The sequence below is a fragment of the Agrobacterium sp. 22-226-1 genome, from assembly GCF_053522345.1.
This window is the reverse complement of record NZ_JBNWCP010000010.1, coordinates 115912-134538: the sequence shown is the minus strand read 5'-3', so window position 1 is coordinate 134538 and position 18627 is coordinate 115912. Positions and strand designations below refer to the sequence as shown.

General features: G+C 60.8%; 14 protein-coding genes. 3 read left to right on the top strand and 11 right to left on the bottom strand.

From position 1 onward, the window contains the following. Positions 1-52: 52 nt before the first annotated feature. The 8 genes from ACQZ5K_RS17940 to ACQZ5K_RS17905 all read right to left on the bottom strand — a co-directional run bounded on the left by ACQZ5K_RS17940 (position 53) and on the right by ACQZ5K_RS17905 (position 10576). A complete protein-coding gene (locus ACQZ5K_RS17940; protein WP_448741008.1) occupies positions 53-1561 on the bottom strand; it encodes an ABC transporter substrate-binding protein in 1509 nt (502 codons plus the stop codon). Between the two features lie 74 nt (positions 1562-1635). Beyond that, positions 1636-2409, bottom strand: a complete 774-nt coding sequence (locus ACQZ5K_RS17935; protein ID WP_448741007.1) for a FadR/GntR family transcriptional regulator — start codon at positions 2407-2409, stop codon at positions 1636-1638. 159 nt (positions 2410-2568) lie between these two features. Further along, positions 2569-3435 carry an aldose epimerase family protein gene (locus ACQZ5K_RS17930; protein WP_448741006.1) on the bottom strand — a complete coding sequence of 289 codons (867 nt, stop codon included), beginning with the start codon at positions 3433-3435 and terminating at the stop codon, positions 2569-2571. Next, a complete protein-coding gene (locus tag ACQZ5K_RS17925; protein WP_448741005.1) occupies positions 3422-4609 on the bottom strand; it encodes a galactarate dehydratase in 1188 nt (395 codons plus the stop codon). The genes ACQZ5K_RS17930 and ACQZ5K_RS17925 overlap by 14 nt, the downstream gene beginning before the upstream one ends. A gap of 44 nt (positions 4610-4653) precedes the next feature. Then, positions 4654-6378, bottom strand: coding sequence for an ABC transporter ATP-binding protein (locus tag ACQZ5K_RS17920; RefSeq protein ID WP_448741004.1), 1725 nt, complete (start codon positions 6376-6378; stop codon positions 4654-4656). A gap of 7 nt (positions 6379-6385) precedes the next feature. Then, on the bottom strand, positions 6386-7510 hold the full coding sequence (locus ACQZ5K_RS17915; RefSeq protein WP_448741003.1) for an ABC transporter permease: 1125 nt from the start codon (positions 7508-7510) through the stop codon (positions 6386-6388). 9 nt (positions 7511-7519) lie between these two features. Beyond that, positions 7520-8506 carry an ABC transporter permease gene (locus ACQZ5K_RS17910; protein ID WP_003521681.1) on the bottom strand — a complete coding sequence of 329 codons (987 nt, stop codon included), beginning with the start codon at positions 8504-8506 and terminating at the stop codon, positions 7520-7522. Positions 8507-8626: 120 nt separating this feature from the next. Then, complete coding sequence (locus ACQZ5K_RS17905; protein WP_078053887.1) at positions 8627-10576, bottom strand: ABC transporter substrate-binding protein; 1950 nt, start codon at positions 10574-10576, stop codon at positions 8627-8629. 301 nt (positions 10577-10877) lie between these two features. Between ACQZ5K_RS17905 and ACQZ5K_RS17900 the strand changes: the two genes are divergently transcribed. From ACQZ5K_RS17900 to ACQZ5K_RS17890, 3 genes are read left to right on the top strand one after another with little or no spacing between them, the layout of a single operon-like run. Beyond that, positions 10878-11597 carry a FadR/GntR family transcriptional regulator gene (locus ACQZ5K_RS17900; RefSeq protein ID WP_003521683.1) on the top strand — a complete coding sequence of 240 codons (720 nt, stop codon included), beginning with the start codon at positions 10878-10880 and terminating at the stop codon, positions 11595-11597. A 58-nt stretch (positions 11598-11655) separates the two neighbouring features. Beyond that, positions 11656-12537 (top strand): SMP-30/gluconolactonase/LRE family protein, encoded by an 882-nt coding sequence (locus ACQZ5K_RS17895; protein ID WP_448741002.1) that lies wholly within the window; start codon positions 11656-11658, stop codon positions 12535-12537. Between the two features lie 31 nt (positions 12538-12568). Then, positions 12569-13465 carry a dihydrodipicolinate synthase family protein gene (locus ACQZ5K_RS17890; RefSeq protein ID WP_448741001.1) on the top strand — a complete coding sequence of 299 codons (897 nt, stop codon included), beginning with the start codon at positions 12569-12571 and terminating at the stop codon, positions 13463-13465. Positions 13466-13556: 91 nt separating this feature from the next. Here the strand turns inward: ACQZ5K_RS17890 and ACQZ5K_RS17885 are convergent, their stop codons facing one another. From ACQZ5K_RS17885 to fdhF, 3 genes are all read right to left on the bottom strand, one after another. Then, positions 13557-15209, bottom strand: a complete 1653-nt coding sequence (locus tag ACQZ5K_RS17885) for an OFA family MFS transporter (RefSeq protein ID WP_174025088.1) — start codon at positions 15207-15209, stop codon at positions 13557-13559. 115 nt (positions 15210-15324) lie between these two features. Beyond that, entirely contained in the window at positions 15325-15669 is a 345-nt protein-coding gene (locus ACQZ5K_RS17880; protein ID WP_448741000.1) for a formate dehydrogenase subunit delta, read from the bottom strand. Between the two features lie 72 nt (positions 15670-15741). Next, entirely contained in the window at positions 15742-18624 is a 2883-nt protein-coding gene (gene fdhF / locus ACQZ5K_RS17875; protein ID WP_448740999.1) for a formate dehydrogenase subunit alpha, read from the bottom strand. Positions 18625-18627: the final 3 nt, after the last annotated feature.

Here is an 18627-nt window from a genome sequence, read left to right as displayed (position 1 = left end):
GTGCCAATTCGTGAGGGCCGCACGGCAAGGCCGTGCGGCGCATGCGAAGCGTTCAGTCCTTGGAGACGCCGAGAAGGCGGATCATGCCATCCGGCGACGGCGCCCAGCCCTTGACCTTGTTGGAAATGGCATAGGCATAGGGCTGGTGACCGAGATAGATGATCGGCATGTCATCGTTGAGGATGACGCTTGCGGCATCGTATTTTTCCTTGCGCACCGCATCCTCGGTCGAGGCGCGGGCCTCGTTCAGCAGCTTGTCGACCTCGGGATTGCAATATTTCACATCGTTGATGCCGCCCTTGCAGGTAACGAACTGATGCAGGTTGCCGTCCGGATCGATACGTCCCGACCAGTCGGAACGGCTGAGCTGGTAATTGCCGGCGGTCTGCTCGGACAGAAGCGTCGCGAATTCCGTGGCCTTCAGGGTGACGTTGAAGCCGGCTTCCGCCACCATGGACTGGATGACCTGCATCATCTGCGTCTGCGTCGTGTTGTTGGCGTGCTGAAGCTCGATGTCGAGCTTTTCGTAACCCGCCTCCTTCATCAGCTCTTTGGCCTTGTCGATATCGCGCGCCGGCACCGGCAGATTCTGGTTGAACCACGGGCTTGTGGGCGGGAAGGCCTGATTTCCCGCCTTTGATGTGCCCTCGAAGACGATCTGGCCGATCGCCTCCCGGTCTATCGCATAAGAAAAGGCCTGACGCAGACGCTTGTCCTTGCCGAGCGGATTATCCGCGCGGGGGCCGTTGTTGATGTTGACATACATGGCCATGTAGCCCGGACCGATGACATCCGCATAGGTCAGATTGGCGTCGTTCTTGACGGACTCGGCATCGGAGGCTGCGATGCGTTCGGCGATATCGAGGTCTCCCGAGCGAAGATTTGCAAGCTTCACGGTCGTATCGGGGATCGGCAGATAAACGACCCTGTCGACCAGAATTTTGTCCTTGTCCCAATAATCGGCGAATTTCTCGAGCACGATACGGTCCTGCTGAATACGCTCGACGAATTTGAACGGTCCGGCGCAGACCGGCTTCGAACCGAAATTCGCGCCCAGTTCCTTGGCCGCCTTCGGCGCGACGATCATGCCGGCGCGGTCGGAAAGCTGCGCAAGCAGCGTGACGTCAGGCGTCTTCAGCGTAAATTTGACGTCCAGCGGCCCGGTGGCTTCGACCTTTTCGACCGAGGAAAGCTCGCTCTTGCGGCGGGATTCCGGCAGGGTCATGTTGCGCTCGATGGTGGCGACCACAGCCGCCGCATCCAGTGTCTCGCCGTCGTGGAATTTCACGCCGTCGCGGATCTTCATCGTCAGCACCTTGCCACCCTCGGACCAGGCCCATTCGGTGGCAAGCTGGGGAACGATCTTCATGTCCTGCGAGATGTCGACGAGCTTGTCGCACATGGCGGTGTAAACGATACGCCCGACGAAAGTGCGCGATTGCGCGGGGTCGAGAACGTCGGCGTCATCGTTAAGGCCGATGCGCAATTCGGACGAGATGGCCGGCGTGGACAGGAATGCGCCGGCCAATAAGGCCGCAGTCAATGTCTTGATTTTCTTCATGTTCTATCCTCTGGTACGGTTATCTTTGTTTTTCATTGGCCGGCCCTGAAAGGTCGGCAGGTCTGCCCTGCTGCCTATGAGGCCGGCGTGAGCGGATTCTCGGCATCGCCCGTGCTGCGGGCGGCAATCTCTTCCGCGGTTTCCTCCTCCAGAAAGCCGAACGAAGTGGCACGGATCAGCCTTTCCTGATGCATGAGAAGGTGCTGGCGCATCGCTTCGCCGGCTCTTGCGGGGTCGCGGTCGGCGATGGCATCGACGATCGCTATGTGCTGCTCGAAGGAAGCCTTGCCGTTCGTGCCACTGCGGCGCGCCAATTCCCGTATCGACTGCCATGCATCGTCCTGGCGAATGCGGTTGACGACATCGAAGATGGACAGGAACAATTTGTTGCCGGCGCTTTGGGCGATCTGGCGGTGAAGCGAACCATCCCACAATTCCTTGGCGTCGGCATCCGTGCTCTGGCCGGTCTTCTGGACAAGGGCGCGCATGCGCTCCACCTCGGCAGGCTTGGCGCGCATGGCCGCAAGCTGCGCCAGTTGCGGCTCGATGCGCAGGCGCACTTCCATGATTTCCATGATATCCGTGCCGGCGACCAGTTCTGTGACCTGAGCGGACCAATCGTCCGGCTTTTCACCCACAAAGGTTCCCGCCCCCTGCCGTCGCCAGATCAGACCTTCGGCTTCCAGAACCTCAAGAGCACGACGAACCGCACGCCGGCCGACATTGAAGGTTTCCGCGAAGGCCCGCTCTGTCGGCAGACGACGGTCTTTCGCAAGATCCTGCGTCTGAATGTACTCCCGCAACTTCGCCAGCGCGTAGTTGGAGTTATCGTTAGGGTTCACCGTCAAGTCGCACCATTTACTGAACCAATCTTACATTGGTTCATTTGTTGAGAAATTTTTGCCGTCGTCAAGCTTATTTTTGAGCGGCAATAACTGGCGCTCAAAATATGGGCATATGGCTTTTTTTGAAGGTGAAGGGTGGGCGTCATAGACGCACCGCCTCTCCTAAAGATCGATGGAGAGCCTGATGCGCCCCGACAGGCGCTCGCCGGGAGCAACCGTCCCGAGACCCTGCCCTTCCCGCTGTGCCTGCGGCAAACCAAGCGCTCCGGCGGCCATGGAAACGGGCTCAAGACATAGATAGCGCTCCATGCGGTGCACGGCGAGATGGCCGAAAACGGGATCGGCCTTAAGCCGTAGTGAAAACCTGTCGAAGTCGACCTGCGCGCTTGACCAATCGGCGAAATGCAATGTGTATCCCGTTGCGGCGGGAATGGCGGGTTTCGGGCGATGTGCCGGCGGCTGGCCGGTTGGCACGTTCTGCGCATCCAGCGGATATTGCAGTTTGGCGTCCGTCCGCGCATCGCAACCGAGCCCGGCTGCCAGATAGGGATGCCAACCCAGCGACATCGGCGCTGGTGTGTCCGCCAAATTGGTTATCGACAGTTCCACGGTGAGGCTGTCGTCTTCCAGCAGAAAAGACTGCTCGGCGCGGAAGGAAAAAGGCCACTCCCGGTCAGCCTCGTAGTCCAGTAGCAGTGAGACCCGATCCGAAGACAGATCTGAAATCTCCCACGGCCGGCGGTGAGCCGGGCCATGCATGGCGTCACGCGCAAGCGCCGGATGCGGCAGCAGGTCATGGCGGATACCCGCATGGACGAAGGAGCCGCCATAGAGCCGGTTGTGATAGGGAAACAGCGGGTATGCGCCGGCCCTTGGCCAGTTGAACGGCTCGAACTCCTGCTTCGTTGTCGGCACCAGAATATCGCCGTAGTCCGCGTGCCGCAGATGGGTCATTCTGCCACCCCAGGCGGGGCGCAGGTCGGCGGAGAGCCGCCCGCAGGCAATCGCAACCGTTTCAGGCGAAGGCATAGGAGCCGTCAGGCCGTTTCGGCACCCGTCTTTGCCAATGAACATAGCCATCCTCCTGCATGGCTTTTTCATTCATCTCCACACCCCAGCCGGGGCGGTCCGGCCTCAGTTCCAGATATCCGTCCTTCGGCAGATAGGGGTCGACGACATAGCGGGTTTCATCCTCGCGTTTTTCGAGATCGGTGCCGCCATAGACGTAGCATTGCCCTTTCGGCAGCCGGTATTCGAGAATGCGGAAATTCTGCTGGGCGGCGGAGAAGTGCACATTGACGGCGGTGGCGAGCGGTCCCATCGGATTATGCGGCGCGATGCTGACGAAATGCGCTTCCGCAAGCGTGGCGATGCGGCGCATTTCCGAAATGCCGCCGACAACGCAGATGTCGGGCTGGATGATATCCGCACCTTTTACTTGAAGAAGGCGTAGGAACTCATTGCGATTATAGAGACTTTCACCCGTCGCCAGCGTGCAGTTCAGCCCCTGCTTCAGGTCTCCCCACATTTCGATGTTTTCGGGACGCAAAGGCTCTTCGAAGAACAGCGGATCGTAAGGGGCAAGCGCGTTGCCGAGCTGGCGGGCGGCCGCTGGCTCGAAAATCTTGGCATGGGCGTCGAAGGCGATGTCGTAGTCGGGCCGCACGGTTTCGCGAAGCGAGCGGAAATATTCGGCCGAACTGCGCACCACCTCCCCCCAGCGATGGGCGTGAATATCGACGCGCCAGGGGCTGAGCTTGAAGGCCGTGAAGCCCCAGTCCTCGTTGAGACGGTCGAATTCCTCCTTCGCCGCCGGCGCATCCGGGGCCGTATAGACACCGGCGTAGACCTTGATACGGTCGCGCACTTCGCCGCCCAGCAGCTTGTAGACCGGCACGCCCGCCGCCTTGGCCGCGAGGTCCCAGAGGCAATGATCGAGCGCCGAGATTGCCGACAGGCCGAGCGCGCCGGGCGGAAAGCGGTTCTGCTGGAGCAGGAGATTGTAGAGATATTCCACCCGTGTCGGATCCCGACCGGCGAGGAAGCTGTAGAGATAGTCCAGCACCGGCGGCAGGGCGAGATCGGGGCCGTGATTGTAACATTCACCCCAACCGGTCAAACCGTCATCGGTATCGAGAGCGACGATGACGCGGGGGCGGTCCTTGTCGCGGGTGACGAATACCCGCATGCGATCGATTTTCATGCTTCAGTCTTCCTCATGAATTGCAGCGTGCAACAGGCCCGGCACTATCGCGCGACGGCCCCGTTCTTGACTTCGGATGGTTCGACGTAGCGGAATCTGCGGGTGCGATCCCGGTCGCGCGGGTCCGGGCGCGGAATGGCGGAAAGAAGCGCCTGCGTGTAGGGATGATCCGGCGCATTGCAGACCTTTTCGGCGTCTCCCACTTCCACCAGCTTGCCGCGATACATCACCCCGACGCGGTCGCACATATAGCGGATGACGCCGATGTCGTGGCTGATGAAGATATAGGCGAGCCCCAGCTCGTCCTGCAGCCGCATCAGAAGATCCAGCACCTGGAACCGAACCGAAACATCGAGCGCCGAGGTCGCCTCATCCGCCACGATGATGCGCGGCTTCAGGGTTATGGCGCGGGCGATGCCGATACGCTGGCGCTGGCCGCCGGAAAAGGCGTGCGGATAACGCTCGCGCCCGGCAGGGTCCAGTCCCACCTGCTCCATCAGCGCGCAGACGCGTTCATCCAGTTCCCTGCCCTTGGCAATGCCATTGACCAGCAACGGCTCGCCGATGACCTGCGCCACCGTCATGCGGGGATTGAGCGAGCCGAAAGGATCCTGGAAAACCATGCGCAATTCGCGCCGCGCCGCTTTCAGCTCCGCCCCCTCGATTTTGGCCAAATCGACCACCGTGCCATCCGCACGGCGATAAAGCATCGCGCCGCCGGTGGAATCGTAGAGACGCATGATGGAGCGGCCCATCGTCGTCTTGCCGGAGCCGCTTTCGCCGACGATGCCGAGCGTTTCGCCGGGAAGCAGCCGGATCGATACGCCGTCCAGCGCCTTCATCTCGCCGAAATGCATGGAGAGGTCGTTGACCTCGAGGATGGGCGCGGCCGCAAGATCGAGCGGCGGGCGGGCCAGCCGGATTTCCGCCTTCTGCTCCAGCTTCAGCACGGAGCCGATCAGCATGCGGGTATAGGGATCTTTCGGATTGTGGAATATCTCGTCGACCGTACCATATTCCTTGGCGACGCCGTGATGCATGACCAGCACGTCATCGGCAATCTGCGCCACCACGCCCATGTCGTGGGTAATGAACAGCACAGCCATACCATGCGCCTTTTGCAGCCGCGATATCAGGTCTAGGATTTCGGCCTGTGTGGTGACATCGAGCGCCGTCGTCGGTTCGTCGGCGATCAGAAGCTGCGGCTTGCAGGCCAGCGCCATGGCGATCATCGCGCGCTGGCGCATGCCGCCGGAATATTGGAAGGCGTAACGATCCAGCGCCTTTTCAGGGTTAGGGATTTCCACCTGCCGCAACAGTTCGATGGCCTCGGCCCGCGCCTCAGCCTTGCTCATCTTCAGATGCAGACGCAGGACCTCGGTGATCTGGTCACCGACCGTGTGCACGGGTGAAAGCGACGACATCGGCTCCTGAAAGATCATCGCGATATCAGCGCCGCGCACCGAGCGGATGGCCCGGCTGCGCGGATCGAGCTTTGCCAGATCGAGAGAGGTGCCGTCGGCGCGGTTGAGGATGATCGATCCGGACGCAATGCGGCCGGGACTGTCGATGATCTGCAGGATCGAACGGGCGGTGACGGATTTGCCGGAGCCGCTTTCGCCGACGACGCAGAGCGTCTTGCCGGGATCGATGGAGAAAGACAGATCGTTGACCGCCCGGAAAACGCCGTTTCTGACCGGAAATTCAGTAACCAGATTGCGGACTTCAAGCAGCGGCTTGGCTGGCTTCATGGAGAGAATGTCGCTCATCCGGGCCTCACTTGTTATAGGGGTCGGCTGCATCGCGCAGGCCGTCGCCGAGCAGATTGAGCGCCATGACGGCAATGACGACCGCCACACCGGGCAGGAACAGCCAGGGTGCTGTCGCTATCGAGCGGATATTCTGCGCCTCGCGAAGCAGCACTCCCCAGGAAATGGTGGGCGGCTGGAGTCCGAGACCAAGGAAGGAGAGCGATGTTTCCGCAAGGATCATCGCCGGCACCGCAAGCGTGACAGAAGCGATGATGTGGCTCGAAAAGCTCGGCAGCATATGGCGGAAGATGATGCGCCCTTCCGGCACGCCATCCAGCCGCGCTGCGGCCACGAATTCTTCAGTCCTGAGCGACAGGAACCGGCCGCGCACGACGCGGGCAAGCTGCGCCCAGCCGGTCAGCGACAGGATGATGGTGATCATCATATATTGCAGCGTGGCAGGCCAGCCCTGCGGCAGGGCGGCGGCCAGCGCCAGCCAGATGGGAATGGTGGGCAGCGATAGCACGAAGTCGATCACGCGCTGCATGACGAAATCGATGCGGCCGCCGTAATATCCCGAAATGCCTCCCAGAACGACGCCGAGCAGCAACGAGAAGAACACGCCGACGAGACCGATGGACAGGGAGACCTGCGCCCCCTGCACCACGCGGCTGAAGACATCGCGCCCGAGACGATCCGCGCCGAAGAGGAAGAGCGGGCGCGTTTTATCGGTAGACGCCAGCAGGTGGATATCCGTGGTGAACAGGCCAAATACGGAATATTCGTAACCGCGACCGAAAAGCTGGACCGGGATTTTCTTCGCCGTATCTTCAACGAAGACCGCCGCCAGCGTTTCAGGATTGCGGGTCAGCTTCAGCGGATAATAATGCAGCCCGAGCGAGAAACCCTCGGTCGTATCGATGAAATGAACGCGCTGCGGCGGATGGAAGGTCGCCCGCGCATTCTGGAGCACCGGATCGTTGATGGCGAAGAAGCCGGGCACCAGCGCGACGATATACATGACGATGGTGATGAACAGGGCGGCCATGGCCAGCTTGTGGCGCTTGAAGGCCCACCAGATGAGCTGCCACTGCGAGGCGACAGCGGCGCGGTCCTGCCGGGCATTGGTGGTCATGGTGATATCGCTCATGGCGCCCTCCTATTCGAGACGGATGCGCGGATCGACCAGCGCAAGCAGGATGTCGCTTATAAGCGATCCGATCAGCGTCAGCGCGCAGATCAGCAGCACGAAAGCGCCGGCGAGATACATGTCCTGCGCCATCAGCGACTGCAGAAGCAGCGGCGCGGCCGTCGGCAGATTGAGCACGATGGCGACGACCACGGAGCCCGAAATGAGGTTGGGCAACAGCCATGCAATGGTGGAGATGAACGGATTGAGCGCAATTCTGAGCGGATATTTCGTCAGCAGCTTGAACTCCGACAGTCCCTTCGCCCGCGCGGTGGTGACATAGGGCTTGGGCAACTCGTCCAGCATATTGGCGCGCATGACACGGATGAGGCTTGCGGTGGAAGACACGGCAAGAATGGCGACCGGCAGCCAGATATGGGCCATGAGGTCCATCATCTTGGCGATGCTCCACGAGGCGGTCTCGTATTCTGCGGAAAACAGCCCGCCGACATCGGCCCCGAACTCCACCGCCGCCACATACATCAGCACCAGCGCCAACAGGAACGAGGGTATGGAAAGGCCGAAGAAAGAAAAGGCGGTGAAGAGATAATCGCCTATCGAATATTTGCGCACGGCAGAGAAGACGCCGATGGGAAGTGCGATGGCCCAGGTTGCAAGAAGGCTTGCAATGGCCAGAACCAGCGTCAGCGCCATGCGCTCCCAGATGAGGCCTGAAACCGGCTGCTGCCACTCGAACGAAATACCGAAATCGCCGCGGCTGACGATGCCCCATATCCATTTCAGATATTGCACGATCATCGGGTCATCGAGGCCGAAACGTTCGCGCAGCTGCGCCGCCGTATTGTGGTCGATGACCTCGTTGGAGGCGGCCAGTGTGGCGATATAGGTCGTCACATAGTCGCCAGGCGGCAGTTGGATCAGGACAAAGGCAAGGAAACTGACGGCAAACAGGGACGGTATCATCCACAGCAGGCGTTTTACGATAAAAAGCAGCATGTCGTTCTCGCAATCACATTGTGCCGCACGCGCCGCCTTCCACTAAGGAGACGGCTGTGGGTGGTCGAAACAACCTGAGAGGCGTCGCCGCGTTACGGCAGCGACGCCCATGTGGCGATATCAGCTTGTGAAGGTGAACTGTTGCGGCAGCGCCGGGCCGGGATTGGGCCAGGTCCAGCTGTCGGGTTCCGTTTCCGGCACATTGCGCAGATTGTTGCGGATGATGCCGAAACCGCCCACCGCAAGGCAGAGGCCGATTGTCTCGAACTCTTCCGCCGCAATGTCGAAAATCTGCTTCATCTTCTCGCCGCGCTTGGCAAGGTCGGCCGTCGAGCGCGCCTCATCGAACAGCTTGAAGCGTTGCTTCTGGCTTTCCGGCGGCTCTTCGCCCTTCTGGCCATTCGAGGTGTACCAGAGCGCCCACGGAATGGCGTAACGCGACCCCTGCGGATGAAAGGCGAAGAAATCGCGCGGGTCGAGCATCGGATCGAGACCACCGGGACCGGGCCAGACGGCGGCATCATGGGCGTTGTCATCGCCGCGCGTATAATAGAGCGCGCGTTCGATGGTGTTGACCTTGATGTCGACGCCGATCTGCGCCCATTGCGCCTTCACCAGTTCCAGCGCATCGACCAGATCGGGATAGAGCGTCGGGATGACGTCAATCGAGAAGAAGACGGGCTGGCCGTCGGGCCGCAACCGCATGCCATTGCCGTTCTTCTTGTCGTAACCGGCCTTGTCGAGAAGCTCGTTCGCTTTGTCGGCGTCATATTCGGTGAATTGCCGTGCCAGCTTTTCATTGTACCAGGGGTGTGTCGGGCGTGGCCCGGCCTGATAGCCTTCGCTTTGACCGAAATAGACGATGTCGATGATTTCCTGCCGGTTGAGCGCAATGGACAACGCCTGACGGAAAGACTTGTCGGCAAACATCTTGCGCATCGCCGGGTCTTTGTGGGTGATGTTCAGGTAAATCTGGCACTGCTGTGCGGCAGACGGCACCAGCGTCAGCAGGCGGTAGTCACCCTTTTTCATGTTCTGAGACAGGGTCGGCTTGTTGGCGAGAACGCTGATATGGCGCTCCTGAATGTCGATCTTGCCGGAAATGACGTTCAGCATCAGCGATTCGACATCCTGCGAAATGCCGAAATTGATTTCATCGATATAGGGCAACTGGTTGCCTTCGGTATCGACCTGCCAGAAATAAGGGTTGCGGGTCATGACCACCCGTGTCGCACCGCCGGAATAGGGCTCCTTCACCACCCACGGATCAAGCGTCGGCTTGTCGACATTCGACCAGCGGGACGGAATTTCGATATCGCCGCATTTGGCGCGGAACAGTTCGGTCCAGCTGGAGACACCCGCCGCCTTCACATCGGCATCCAGCGACGTGTTGTATTTCGGCAGGAACTTGCTGCAATAGTGCTTTGGAAACAGCGTCGGATGCTGGCCGAGCGGCGTGGCGAGGTTTTCGAGATAAAGCGCATTCGGCGCGGCGAATTTGAACTTTACCGTGAAATCGTCGACTTTTTCGACATCGACCGCCTTGCCGGCCACGGAAAGCTGCGCGGGCGTGGCGCTGTAAAGCTCCTTGTTCTTGATGCAGTCCTCGATGGCGAACACCACGTCATCGGCTGTGAAGGGGTGGCCGTCCGACCATTTTGCGCCCTCCAGCAAATGGAAGGTGAATTGCGAGGCATCGTCGTTGACTTCCCATTTCACCGCAAGGTTCGGCAGAACCTCTGTAAAATCCATGTTCCAGCGGACAAGGCCCTGATTGCCGACCATGCGCAGGATGCCGTTATGGTCCGACGAACCGCGCAGGCCACGGCGCAATGTGCCGCCATAGGTGCCGATTTTCTCGTGCGGCGTCACCACCATCGGATTTTTTGGCAGACGTTCGGCCAAAGGCGGCAATTTGCCGTCCTTTACCAGCGCCTCCAGTTCCGGCGCCTGCTTGCCGGCAGCAGCCCGCGCCGAGGTCCCGATGACGGAAAGGGCGGCCACGCCGCCAACACCCGCCATAAAGGTTCGGCGCGTTACGCCCAGTGAAAATGCTTCGCCATCGCGCATCGACAATCCTCCCAAAAAATCACCGGCAGCGAGACGGCTTTCACCGAACCGCGACGGCCCTCCCGGCCAGCCAGCACGCCGATCCTCCATCGGCAGGGGCAGACCATATGGGCGTTTTCAGATTATTACAAGTATTGACAGATTTTTACATCTTTTTTATTTGTAGGCCGGTTTTCAGGATCAGGCTTGAAGAAAAAATCGACAGGACAGCCCCCTCGCTCACAAAAACCCCGGTATTTCTGTTGCGATTGAAATGCAGGAAACCCATTAACTTCAGCGATTTGCAACGGAAGGGCTGCTGATGGACAATCACACTGCATCTGCCGCCGCTCGAGGCGAAACTCGGCTGAGCGACATCATCTACGAAAAAATCGTCGGCATGATTTCGGACGGGCGGTTTCCCGTGAACGAGCGGCTGCCATCGGAACAGAATCTGGCGTCGCTGTTCGGCGCGTCGCGGCCGGTTGTGCGGGAAGCGCTGGAGCGGCTTCGGAACGACGAGCTTATCGTTTCGCAAAAGGGATCCGGCTCCTATGTACGCCAGCAGCCGGATTCTTCCGTGTTGCAACAGGTGCCGGTCGGCTCGCTGGCCGACGTGCAGCGTTTTTTTGAGTTCAGGGCCGGCTTGGAGGCTTCCGCGGCTGAGCTTGCGGCGCGCAACTGGCAGGCCGCTGACAGGGTGCGGATCGAGCAGGCGATTGCCGCGCTGGAACAGTGTCTCGAGCGCAACGATCTCGGTGCTGAGGAAGACTTCGCCCTGCACGAAGCCATCGCGAAGGCGAGCCATAACCAGTTCCACATCACGGTGCGGATCTGGTTCAAGCCCCATTTCGCCATCGGCCAGTCGGTGACACGCAGCCTCAGCCTCAAGCGGACGCCGCAGCATGTGCGCGAAGTCCAGAACGAGCACACGGCCATCGTGGAGGCGATTTTTGCGCGACGGGAGCAGGCCGCGCATGACGCGATGAAAGACCACATATTGAAGGCGCGCGCCCGCATGTTTCAGGGCGTCGGCAGCTAGGCCGCACCCTGCAATGTCGAAAACAGAATCATAAAGGGCGGATGAGGGAGAGGAACCAGTGAGCCAGCCGCACATCATAGAACCGAAGCTCCGTTCCCTGATCGATACCCCGCTGAAGGTGGGTGAATCGCCTGCCTGGGACGAGCGAACCGGCGATCTGTGGTTCGTCGATATTCTCGCGCCCGCCATTTTCCGCCTGCATCCCGGCGGAAAACTCGACAGATACGACATGCCCGCCCAGGTGGGCTGTCTCGGCCTTTGCGACAATGGCTTGATCGTGGCCGGCCTCAAGACCGGCGTGCATCTTCTCGATCCCGCGAGCGGCAAGCTCGACCTTCTCTGCGACCCGGACGACGGGCGTCCCGACAGCCGCCTCAACGACGGGAAGGTCGGTCCGGACGGGCATTTCTGGGTGGGGACCCGCGACGAGGCCGCGATACAGACAGGCAATGCACGCCTCTATCGCGTCGCCCCGGATGGCGGCATCGAATGCATCATCGATGGCGACATGTTCACATCGAACGGGCTTGCCTGGAGCCCGGACGGCAGACGCATGTACCATTCCGACAGCAGTGGTCTCATGTATCAGGTATTCGATTTTGACCCCGCGACCGGCAGGATCGGCCCGGCCGAACGCCTTCACGATTTCGCACCGGATGAAGGCAGGCCGGACGGTGCTGCGACCGATTGCGAAGGCTGTTACTGGAGCGCCGGCGTTCAGGCGGGACGTCTCAACCGCTTTTCACCGGACGGCGAATTGTTCGAGGTCTACAGGCTGCCGTTCAAGGGGCCGACCATGCCGTGTTTCGGCGGTCCCGACCTCAAGACGATATACCTCACAAGTCTCGTCACCGAGACGGACGGAATAACCACCGCAGGCACGGTTGCCGCATTCGATGCCCCGGTCGCCGGCACGCCCGTTCACAAATTCTCCATCTGAAGATGACTTTTGATCCTAAGGAACCCAGTTGATGACGACATTCGATTTTCACCAGGCCCTGCAGGGCATCTCCGGCGTTCCGGTAACGGCTTACGATGCAAGCGGCGAAGTGGAGACCGGTGTTACCGCCGAGGTTTACGCCCGTGTCGCAAAAGCGGGCATCCATAATATCGTCGCGGCGGGCAATACGGGCGAATTCTACGCCTTGACGCCCGCGGAAATTCTGAAGGTTTATGAGGCCGCGATAAAAGGCGTCAGCGGCAAAGCCCCGGTTACGGCGGCGATTGGACGCTCGCAGCGCGAAGCGCTCTCCATGGCGCGTCAGGCAAAAGAAATGGGCGCATCCGCCGTCATGTCGCATCAGCCGGTCGACCCTTTTGCAGCCCCGCAATCGCAGATCGACTATTTTATCGGTCTTGCGGAGGGCAGCGAATTGCCGCTGGTCGCCTATGTCCGGGCGGACGGCTTTTCGGTCGATGACATGGTAAGGCTTGCGAGCCACCCGAATGTCGCCGGAATCAAGTTCGCGACGACCGACATCATGCTTCTGTCGCGCGCGATTGCCGCTTCCGATCCGAACGGCGCTCTATATGTCTGCGGACTGGCCGAAAGCTGGGCGCCTGCCTTCGCGGCGGTTGGCGCGCGCGGCTTCACATCCGGTCTCGTCAATGCCGCGCCGCAATTTTCCCTGCAGGTTCATGATGCCCTGACGGCCGGCGATTTCCCGGCCGCACGGAAGATCATCGAAAAGATCGAATTGTTCGAACGGCTGCGGACACGATATCGCAACGGCGCAAACGTGACCGTGGTGAAGGAAGCCATGGAAATTCTGGGGATGAAGGTTGGCTCCGTTCGCGCCCCGGGACTTGCCCGTCTGGACAAAGAGGACCGCGCAACACTCGAAGGACTGCTTGCCAGCTGGCGTTGATGGACGCCTTGCCGGCAAGCTGCACGTTTTCGCTTTGATCAGATCATATGCCGGCCATGAGCCGGCATATGCTTTCCGGGCCGATGGATGCTCAGCCGAACAGTGCAAGGCTGCTTTTCACGGTGACCCATACGCCCCACAGAAGCGGAATACCGACAGCAACCCAGGCAAGTGCCGCCTTGGTGTCCAGCCCGCCACGACCGATGCCGAAGGAGCCTGTCGGACCGGCATTGGCGGCCGCCGTCTTTGCCTGCAGCGTCGCGACCTCCGCATCCGACATGAACCACCTGTCCGAAAGCGGCCGCACGAAAGCATTAGCCACGAGGCCGATCGCCAGCATGCCCGCCAGAATATACATGGTGCTGGTGTAGAGCGCGGGTCCTGGCGCCACGCCCGCCGCGATCTGCGCCTCACGGATGTAGTTGACGACGACCGGGCCGGCGATGCCCGCAGTCGCCCACGCCGTCAGCAGGCGGCCGTGGATTGCGCCGACGAACTGCGTGCCGAAAATATCCGCAAGATAAGCGGGAATGGTCGCAAAACCACCGCCATACATCGACAGGATGATACCGAAGGCCAGAACGAAGAGCGCCTTGTTGCCCATCGTCGCAAGCGTCGGCGCCAGCGCATAAAGAATGATGCCGAGAATGAAGAAGCAAAAATAAGTGTTCTTGCGGCCGATCTTGTCAGACATCGACGCCCAGAAGAAACGGCCGCCGATGTTAAACAGAGAAAGCAGCCCGGTGAAACCGGCAGCAATCGCCGCGATCTGCGCCTTCTGCCCGGCATCGAGATCGGCAAAGCCCACGCCGGGTAAGCCGATCAGCGATCCTGCGAAGATTTCCTGCAGCATGGGCGAGGCCATGCCGATGACGCCGATACCCGCCGAAACGTTCAGGCACAGCACCGCCCAGATTAGCCAGAACTGCGGCGTCTTGTGCGCATCGCGCAGATGCACATGGCGATGGGTTATCATGGCGCTTTTGGCAGAAGGCGCCGTCCAGCCTTCCGGACGCCAGCCCGATGGCGGAATGCGGTAACCAAAAGCGCCCGCCATCATGAAGACGAAATAGATCATGGCCATGACGACGAAAGTCTGCCAGACGCCGACCGAAACATCCGTCTTGAAGTTGTTCATCAACAGATTGGCGAGCGGCGCGCCAATCATCGCACCACCGCCAAATCCCATGATCGCCATGCCCGTCGCCATGCCGCGACGGTCCGGGAACCATTTGATCAGCGTCGATACGGGCGAAATATAGCCAAGGCCGAGGCCGATACCACCGATGACACCGGCCCCCAGCCACATCAGCCACAGCTGATGCGTGATGACGCCGATTGCCGCCACCAGAATGCCGCCGCACCAGCAGCAGGCGGAAACGAAGCCGGCCTTGCGTGGCCCCACTCTTTCCAGCCAGCCGCCCCAGATGGCCGCCGAGCAGCCGAGAAGAACGAAGAAAAGCGTATAGATCCAACCAAGGTCGGCCACGCGCCAGTTGCACTCAGTGGTGAACAGCGCACCCAGAAGGGTGAGGCTGGAGCAACTGGGGTCCGTGGCCGGCAGCGCCTTCGACAGCGGCAGCCAGAACACGCTGAAGCCATAGGCCATGCCGATGCATAGATGAATGGCAAGGGCCGCCGGCGGCACCAGCCAGCGATTGAAACCCGGTCTTGCGATTATTCGTTCGCGGTCCAAAAACCCGGCTTGCGCCGCCTCTCCCGCTGTCGCACCTGCTACTGCCATTGACATTACCTCCCTCGTGGATGTCTGGACATGTCACGTTCGCCCCGCCGGGCGAACACCGATATCGCCGGACGTCCCCCGTCCGGCCGAAAATGTGATTTTGCGGTCGCGCCGCTCAAGCCTCTGTGCTTTCCGGTACGCTCGGTTCCGAAAGAGACTCACCCGCAATTGGTCCTTTGCCGCCCGACGCGCCCTTGGCATCGTCGGCGAGGCCCACGGCATCGGCCGCCGGATCGTCGGGCCGCTTGATCTTCTTCGACGCGGCAAGCACAAGCGGCAGAAAATCACCTGCCCCGGCATCCACCATCTCGAAGAACCGGCGTCGCATGCGCGGTTCCCAGAACTTGTTGATGTGGGTGGCGACACCTTCGATGCGAATATCTTCCGGCTGCGACAGAAAGAACGTCGCGATCTGGTTCGCCATTCTCACCAGCTTTTCATCGGTGTGGTTGAGCAACATGACCTCTTCCCCCGCGCCGGCTGCCAGCCGACGCCTCTGTGTGTGTGACAAGGCCGGGCGCACCCGGCCTCCTTATTCCGCCGCTTCGAGCTTGCCGCTGATCCGCCGCGAACGGCGGCCAAGCGCATCATATTCCTCCTGCCATTCCGTCGGCCCGTTGGAAGGCGATACCTGCACGGCGGTCACCTTGTATTCGGGACAGTTGGTCGCCCAGTCGGAGAAGTCGGTAGTGATGACATTCGCCTGCGTGCCGGGATGGTGGAAGGTCGTATAGACCACGCCGGGCGCCACACGGTCGGTGATCAGCGCCCGCAGCGTCGTATCGCCCGACCGGCTGGCGAGCTTGATCCAGTCGCCATCCTTCACGCCGCGCTGTTCGGCATCGTGCGGATGGATTTCGAGACGATCTTCCTCATGCCAGACGACGTTTTCGGTGCGCCGTGTCTGCGCGCCGACATTGTATTGCGACAGGATGCGGCCGGTGGTGAGCAGCAGCGGGAAACGCGGACCGGTGCGTTCGTCCGTCGCCACATATTCGGTGCGGATGAACTTGCCCTTGCCGCGCACGAAACCATCCACATGCATGATCGGCGAACCATCCGGGAATTTCTCGTTGCAGGGCCACTGCACCGAGCCCTTCTCCTCCAGATAGTCGTAGGAAACACTGGCAAAGCTCGGTGTCGTCGCCGCGATCTCGTCCATGATCTCGGACGGATGCGCGTAATTCCACGCAAGACCCATGGCCTGCGCCAGCTTCTGCGTCACTTCCCAGTCGGCATAACCGTTCTTCGGGGACATGACCTTGCGGGCGCGGTTGATGCGGCGCTCGGCATTGGTGAAGGTGCCGTCCTTTTCGAGGAACGTGGACCCCGGCAGGAAGACATGGGCGTAATTTGCCGTCTCGTTCAGGAAGAGATCGTGCACCACGACACATTCCATCGCGGCGAGACCGGCCGAGACGTGCTTCGTATCCGGATCGGACTGGAGAATATCCTCGCCCTGAATATAGATGCCCTTGAAGCTGCCATCCACGGCCGCATCGAGCATGTTGGGAATACGCAGCCCCGGCTCGTTGTTGAGCTTCACGCCCCAGAGTTTCTCGAAGATGTCGCGCGTGGCATCGTCGGAAATATGCCGGTAGCCCGGAAGCTCGTGCGGGAAAGACCCCATGTCGCAGGAGCCCTGAACGTTGTTCTGCCCACGCAGCGGATTAACGCCTACACCGGGGCGGCCGATATTGCCGGTCGCCATGGCCAGATTGGCGATCGCCATCACCGTGGTAGACCCCTGGCTGTGTTCGGTGACACCGAGCCCGTAATAGATGGCGCCATTGCCACCCCTGGCATAAAGACGTGCAGCGCCGCGCACCTCTTCCGCCGGCACACCGGTGAAGCTTTCGGTTTCTTCCGGGCTATGCTGAGGCTCGGCGACGAAAGCGGCCCAATCCTCGAATTCCGACCAGTCGCAGCGCTCGCGAATGAAGGCTTCGTTGAACAGACCTTCCGTGACGATGACATGCGCAAACGCCGTCAGCACCGCAACATTCGTTCCGGGCTTCAGCGGCAGGTGGAAGGACGCCTCCACATGCGGCGTGCGGACGAGATCGATACGGCGCGGATCGATGACGATCAGCTTCGCGCCCTGGCGCAGCCGCTTCTTCAGCCGCGAGCCGAAAACAGGATGCCCATCGGTCGGATTGGCGCCGATCACCAGCACCACATCGGACTGCTCGACGCTATCGAAATTCTGCGTGCCGGCGGAAGTGCCGAAGGCCTGGCCGAGACCGTAGCCCGTCGGCGAATGGCAGACGCGGGCGCAGGTATCGACGTTGTTATTGCCGAAGCCGGCGCGGATGAGTTTCTGGACGAGGAAGGTTTCTTCGTTCGTGCAGCGGGACGAGGTGATGCCGCCGATGGATTCCCGGCCATATTGACCCTGGATACGCCGGAACTCCGACGCGACATGGGAGAAGGCTTCTTCCCACGTGACTTCCCGCCATGGATCGCTGATCTTTTCGCGGATCATCGGGTTGAGAATGCGGTCCCTGTGGGTGGCATAACCATAAGCGAAGCGGCCCTTGACGCAGGAATGGCCGCGATTGGCCTGCCCGTCCTTCCACGGTACCATGCGCACCAGCTCTTCACCGCGCATTTCCGCCTTGAAGGAGCAGCCGACGCCGCAATAGGCGCAGGTCGTGACCAGCGAATGTTCCGGCTGGCCGATCTCGATCACCGATTTCTCCGTCAGCGTCGCCGTCGGACAGGCCTGCACGCAGGCGCCGCAGGAAACGCAGTCGGAATCGAGGAACGTCTCATGCGCGCCGGGCGACACACGGCTTTCAAAACCGCGGCCTTCGATCGTCAGCGCGAAAGTGCCCTGCACTTCCTCGCAGGCCCGCACGCAACGGGAGCAGACGATGCATTTGGAAGGATCGTAGGTGAAATAGGGATTGCTTTCATCCTTCGGTATCCAGCGCGCGTTAAGATCGCCATCGCCAGTGCGGGCCTTGACGTGGTTGTCGCCTTCGTAACCGTAGCGAACATCGCGCAGGCCCACGGCGCCGGCCATATCCTGCAGTTCGCAATCGCCATTGGCGGCGCAGGTCAGACAGTCGAGCGGGTGATCGGAGATATAAAGCTCCATCACGCCCTTACGGATCTGCTTCAGCCGCTCCGTCTGCGTGTGCACGACGAGACCGGGGGCGACAGGCGTGGTGCAGGAGGCGGGGGTGCCATTGCGGCCCTCCACCTCGATCAGACAGAGGCGGCAGGAACCGAAGGCATCCACCATGTCGGTGGCGCAGAGTTTTGGAACATCGATACCCGCTTCGCGCGAGGCGCGCATGATCGAGGTTCCCGCAGGCACAGTCACCTGCCTGCCGTCGATGGTGAGCGTCACCATGTCCGTTGCGTGGGATTTGGGGGTTCCATAGTCGAATTCTGTTACAAGGGCCATGGT

Bases quoted from the DNA above. Each gene is read 5' to 3' on its own strand.
- ACQZ5K_RS17930 (WP_448741006.1), bottom strand. From the start codon at position 3,435: ATGCCTTCGCCTGAAACGGTTGCGATTGCCTGCGGGCGGCTCTCCGCC.
- ACQZ5K_RS17885 (WP_174025088.1), bottom strand. From the start codon at position 15,209: ATGGCAGTAGCAGGTGCGACAGCGGGAGAGGCGGCGCAAGCCGGGTTT.
- ACQZ5K_RS17905 (WP_078053887.1), bottom strand. From the start codon at position 10,576: ATGCGCGATGGCGAAGCATTTTCACTGGGCGTAACGCGCCGAACCTTT.
- ACQZ5K_RS17880 (WP_448741000.1), bottom strand. From the start codon at position 15,669: ATGTTGCTCAACCACACCGATGAAAAGCTGGTGAGAATGGCGAACCAG.
- fdhF (WP_448740999.1), bottom strand. From the start codon at position 18,624: ATGGCCCTTGTAACAGAATTCGACTATGGAACCCCCAAATCCCACGCA.
- ACQZ5K_RS17915 (WP_448741003.1), bottom strand. From the start codon at position 7,510: ATGAGCGATATCACCATGACCACCAATGCCCGGCAGGACCGCGCCGCT.
- ACQZ5K_RS17910 (WP_003521681.1), bottom strand. From the start codon at position 8,506: ATGCTGCTTTTTATCGTAAAACGCCTGCTGTGGATGATACCGTCCCTG.
- ACQZ5K_RS17920 (WP_448741004.1), bottom strand. From the start codon at position 6,378: ATGAGCGACATTCTCTCCATGAAGCCAGCCAAGCCGCTGCTTGAAGTC.
- ACQZ5K_RS17925 (WP_448741005.1), bottom strand. From the start codon at position 4,609: ATGAAAATCGATCGCATGCGGGTATTCGTCACCCGCGACAAGGACCGC.
- ACQZ5K_RS17900 (WP_003521683.1), top strand. From the start codon at position 10,878: ATGGACAATCACACTGCATCTGCCGCCGCTCGAGGCGAAACTCGGCTG.
- ACQZ5K_RS17890 (WP_448741001.1), top strand. From the start codon at position 12,569: ATGACGACATTCGATTTTCACCAGGCCCTGCAGGGCATCTCCGGCGTT.
- ACQZ5K_RS17940 (WP_448741008.1), bottom strand. From the start codon at position 1,561: ATGAAGAAAATCAAGACATTGACTGCGGCCTTATTGGCCGGCGCATTC.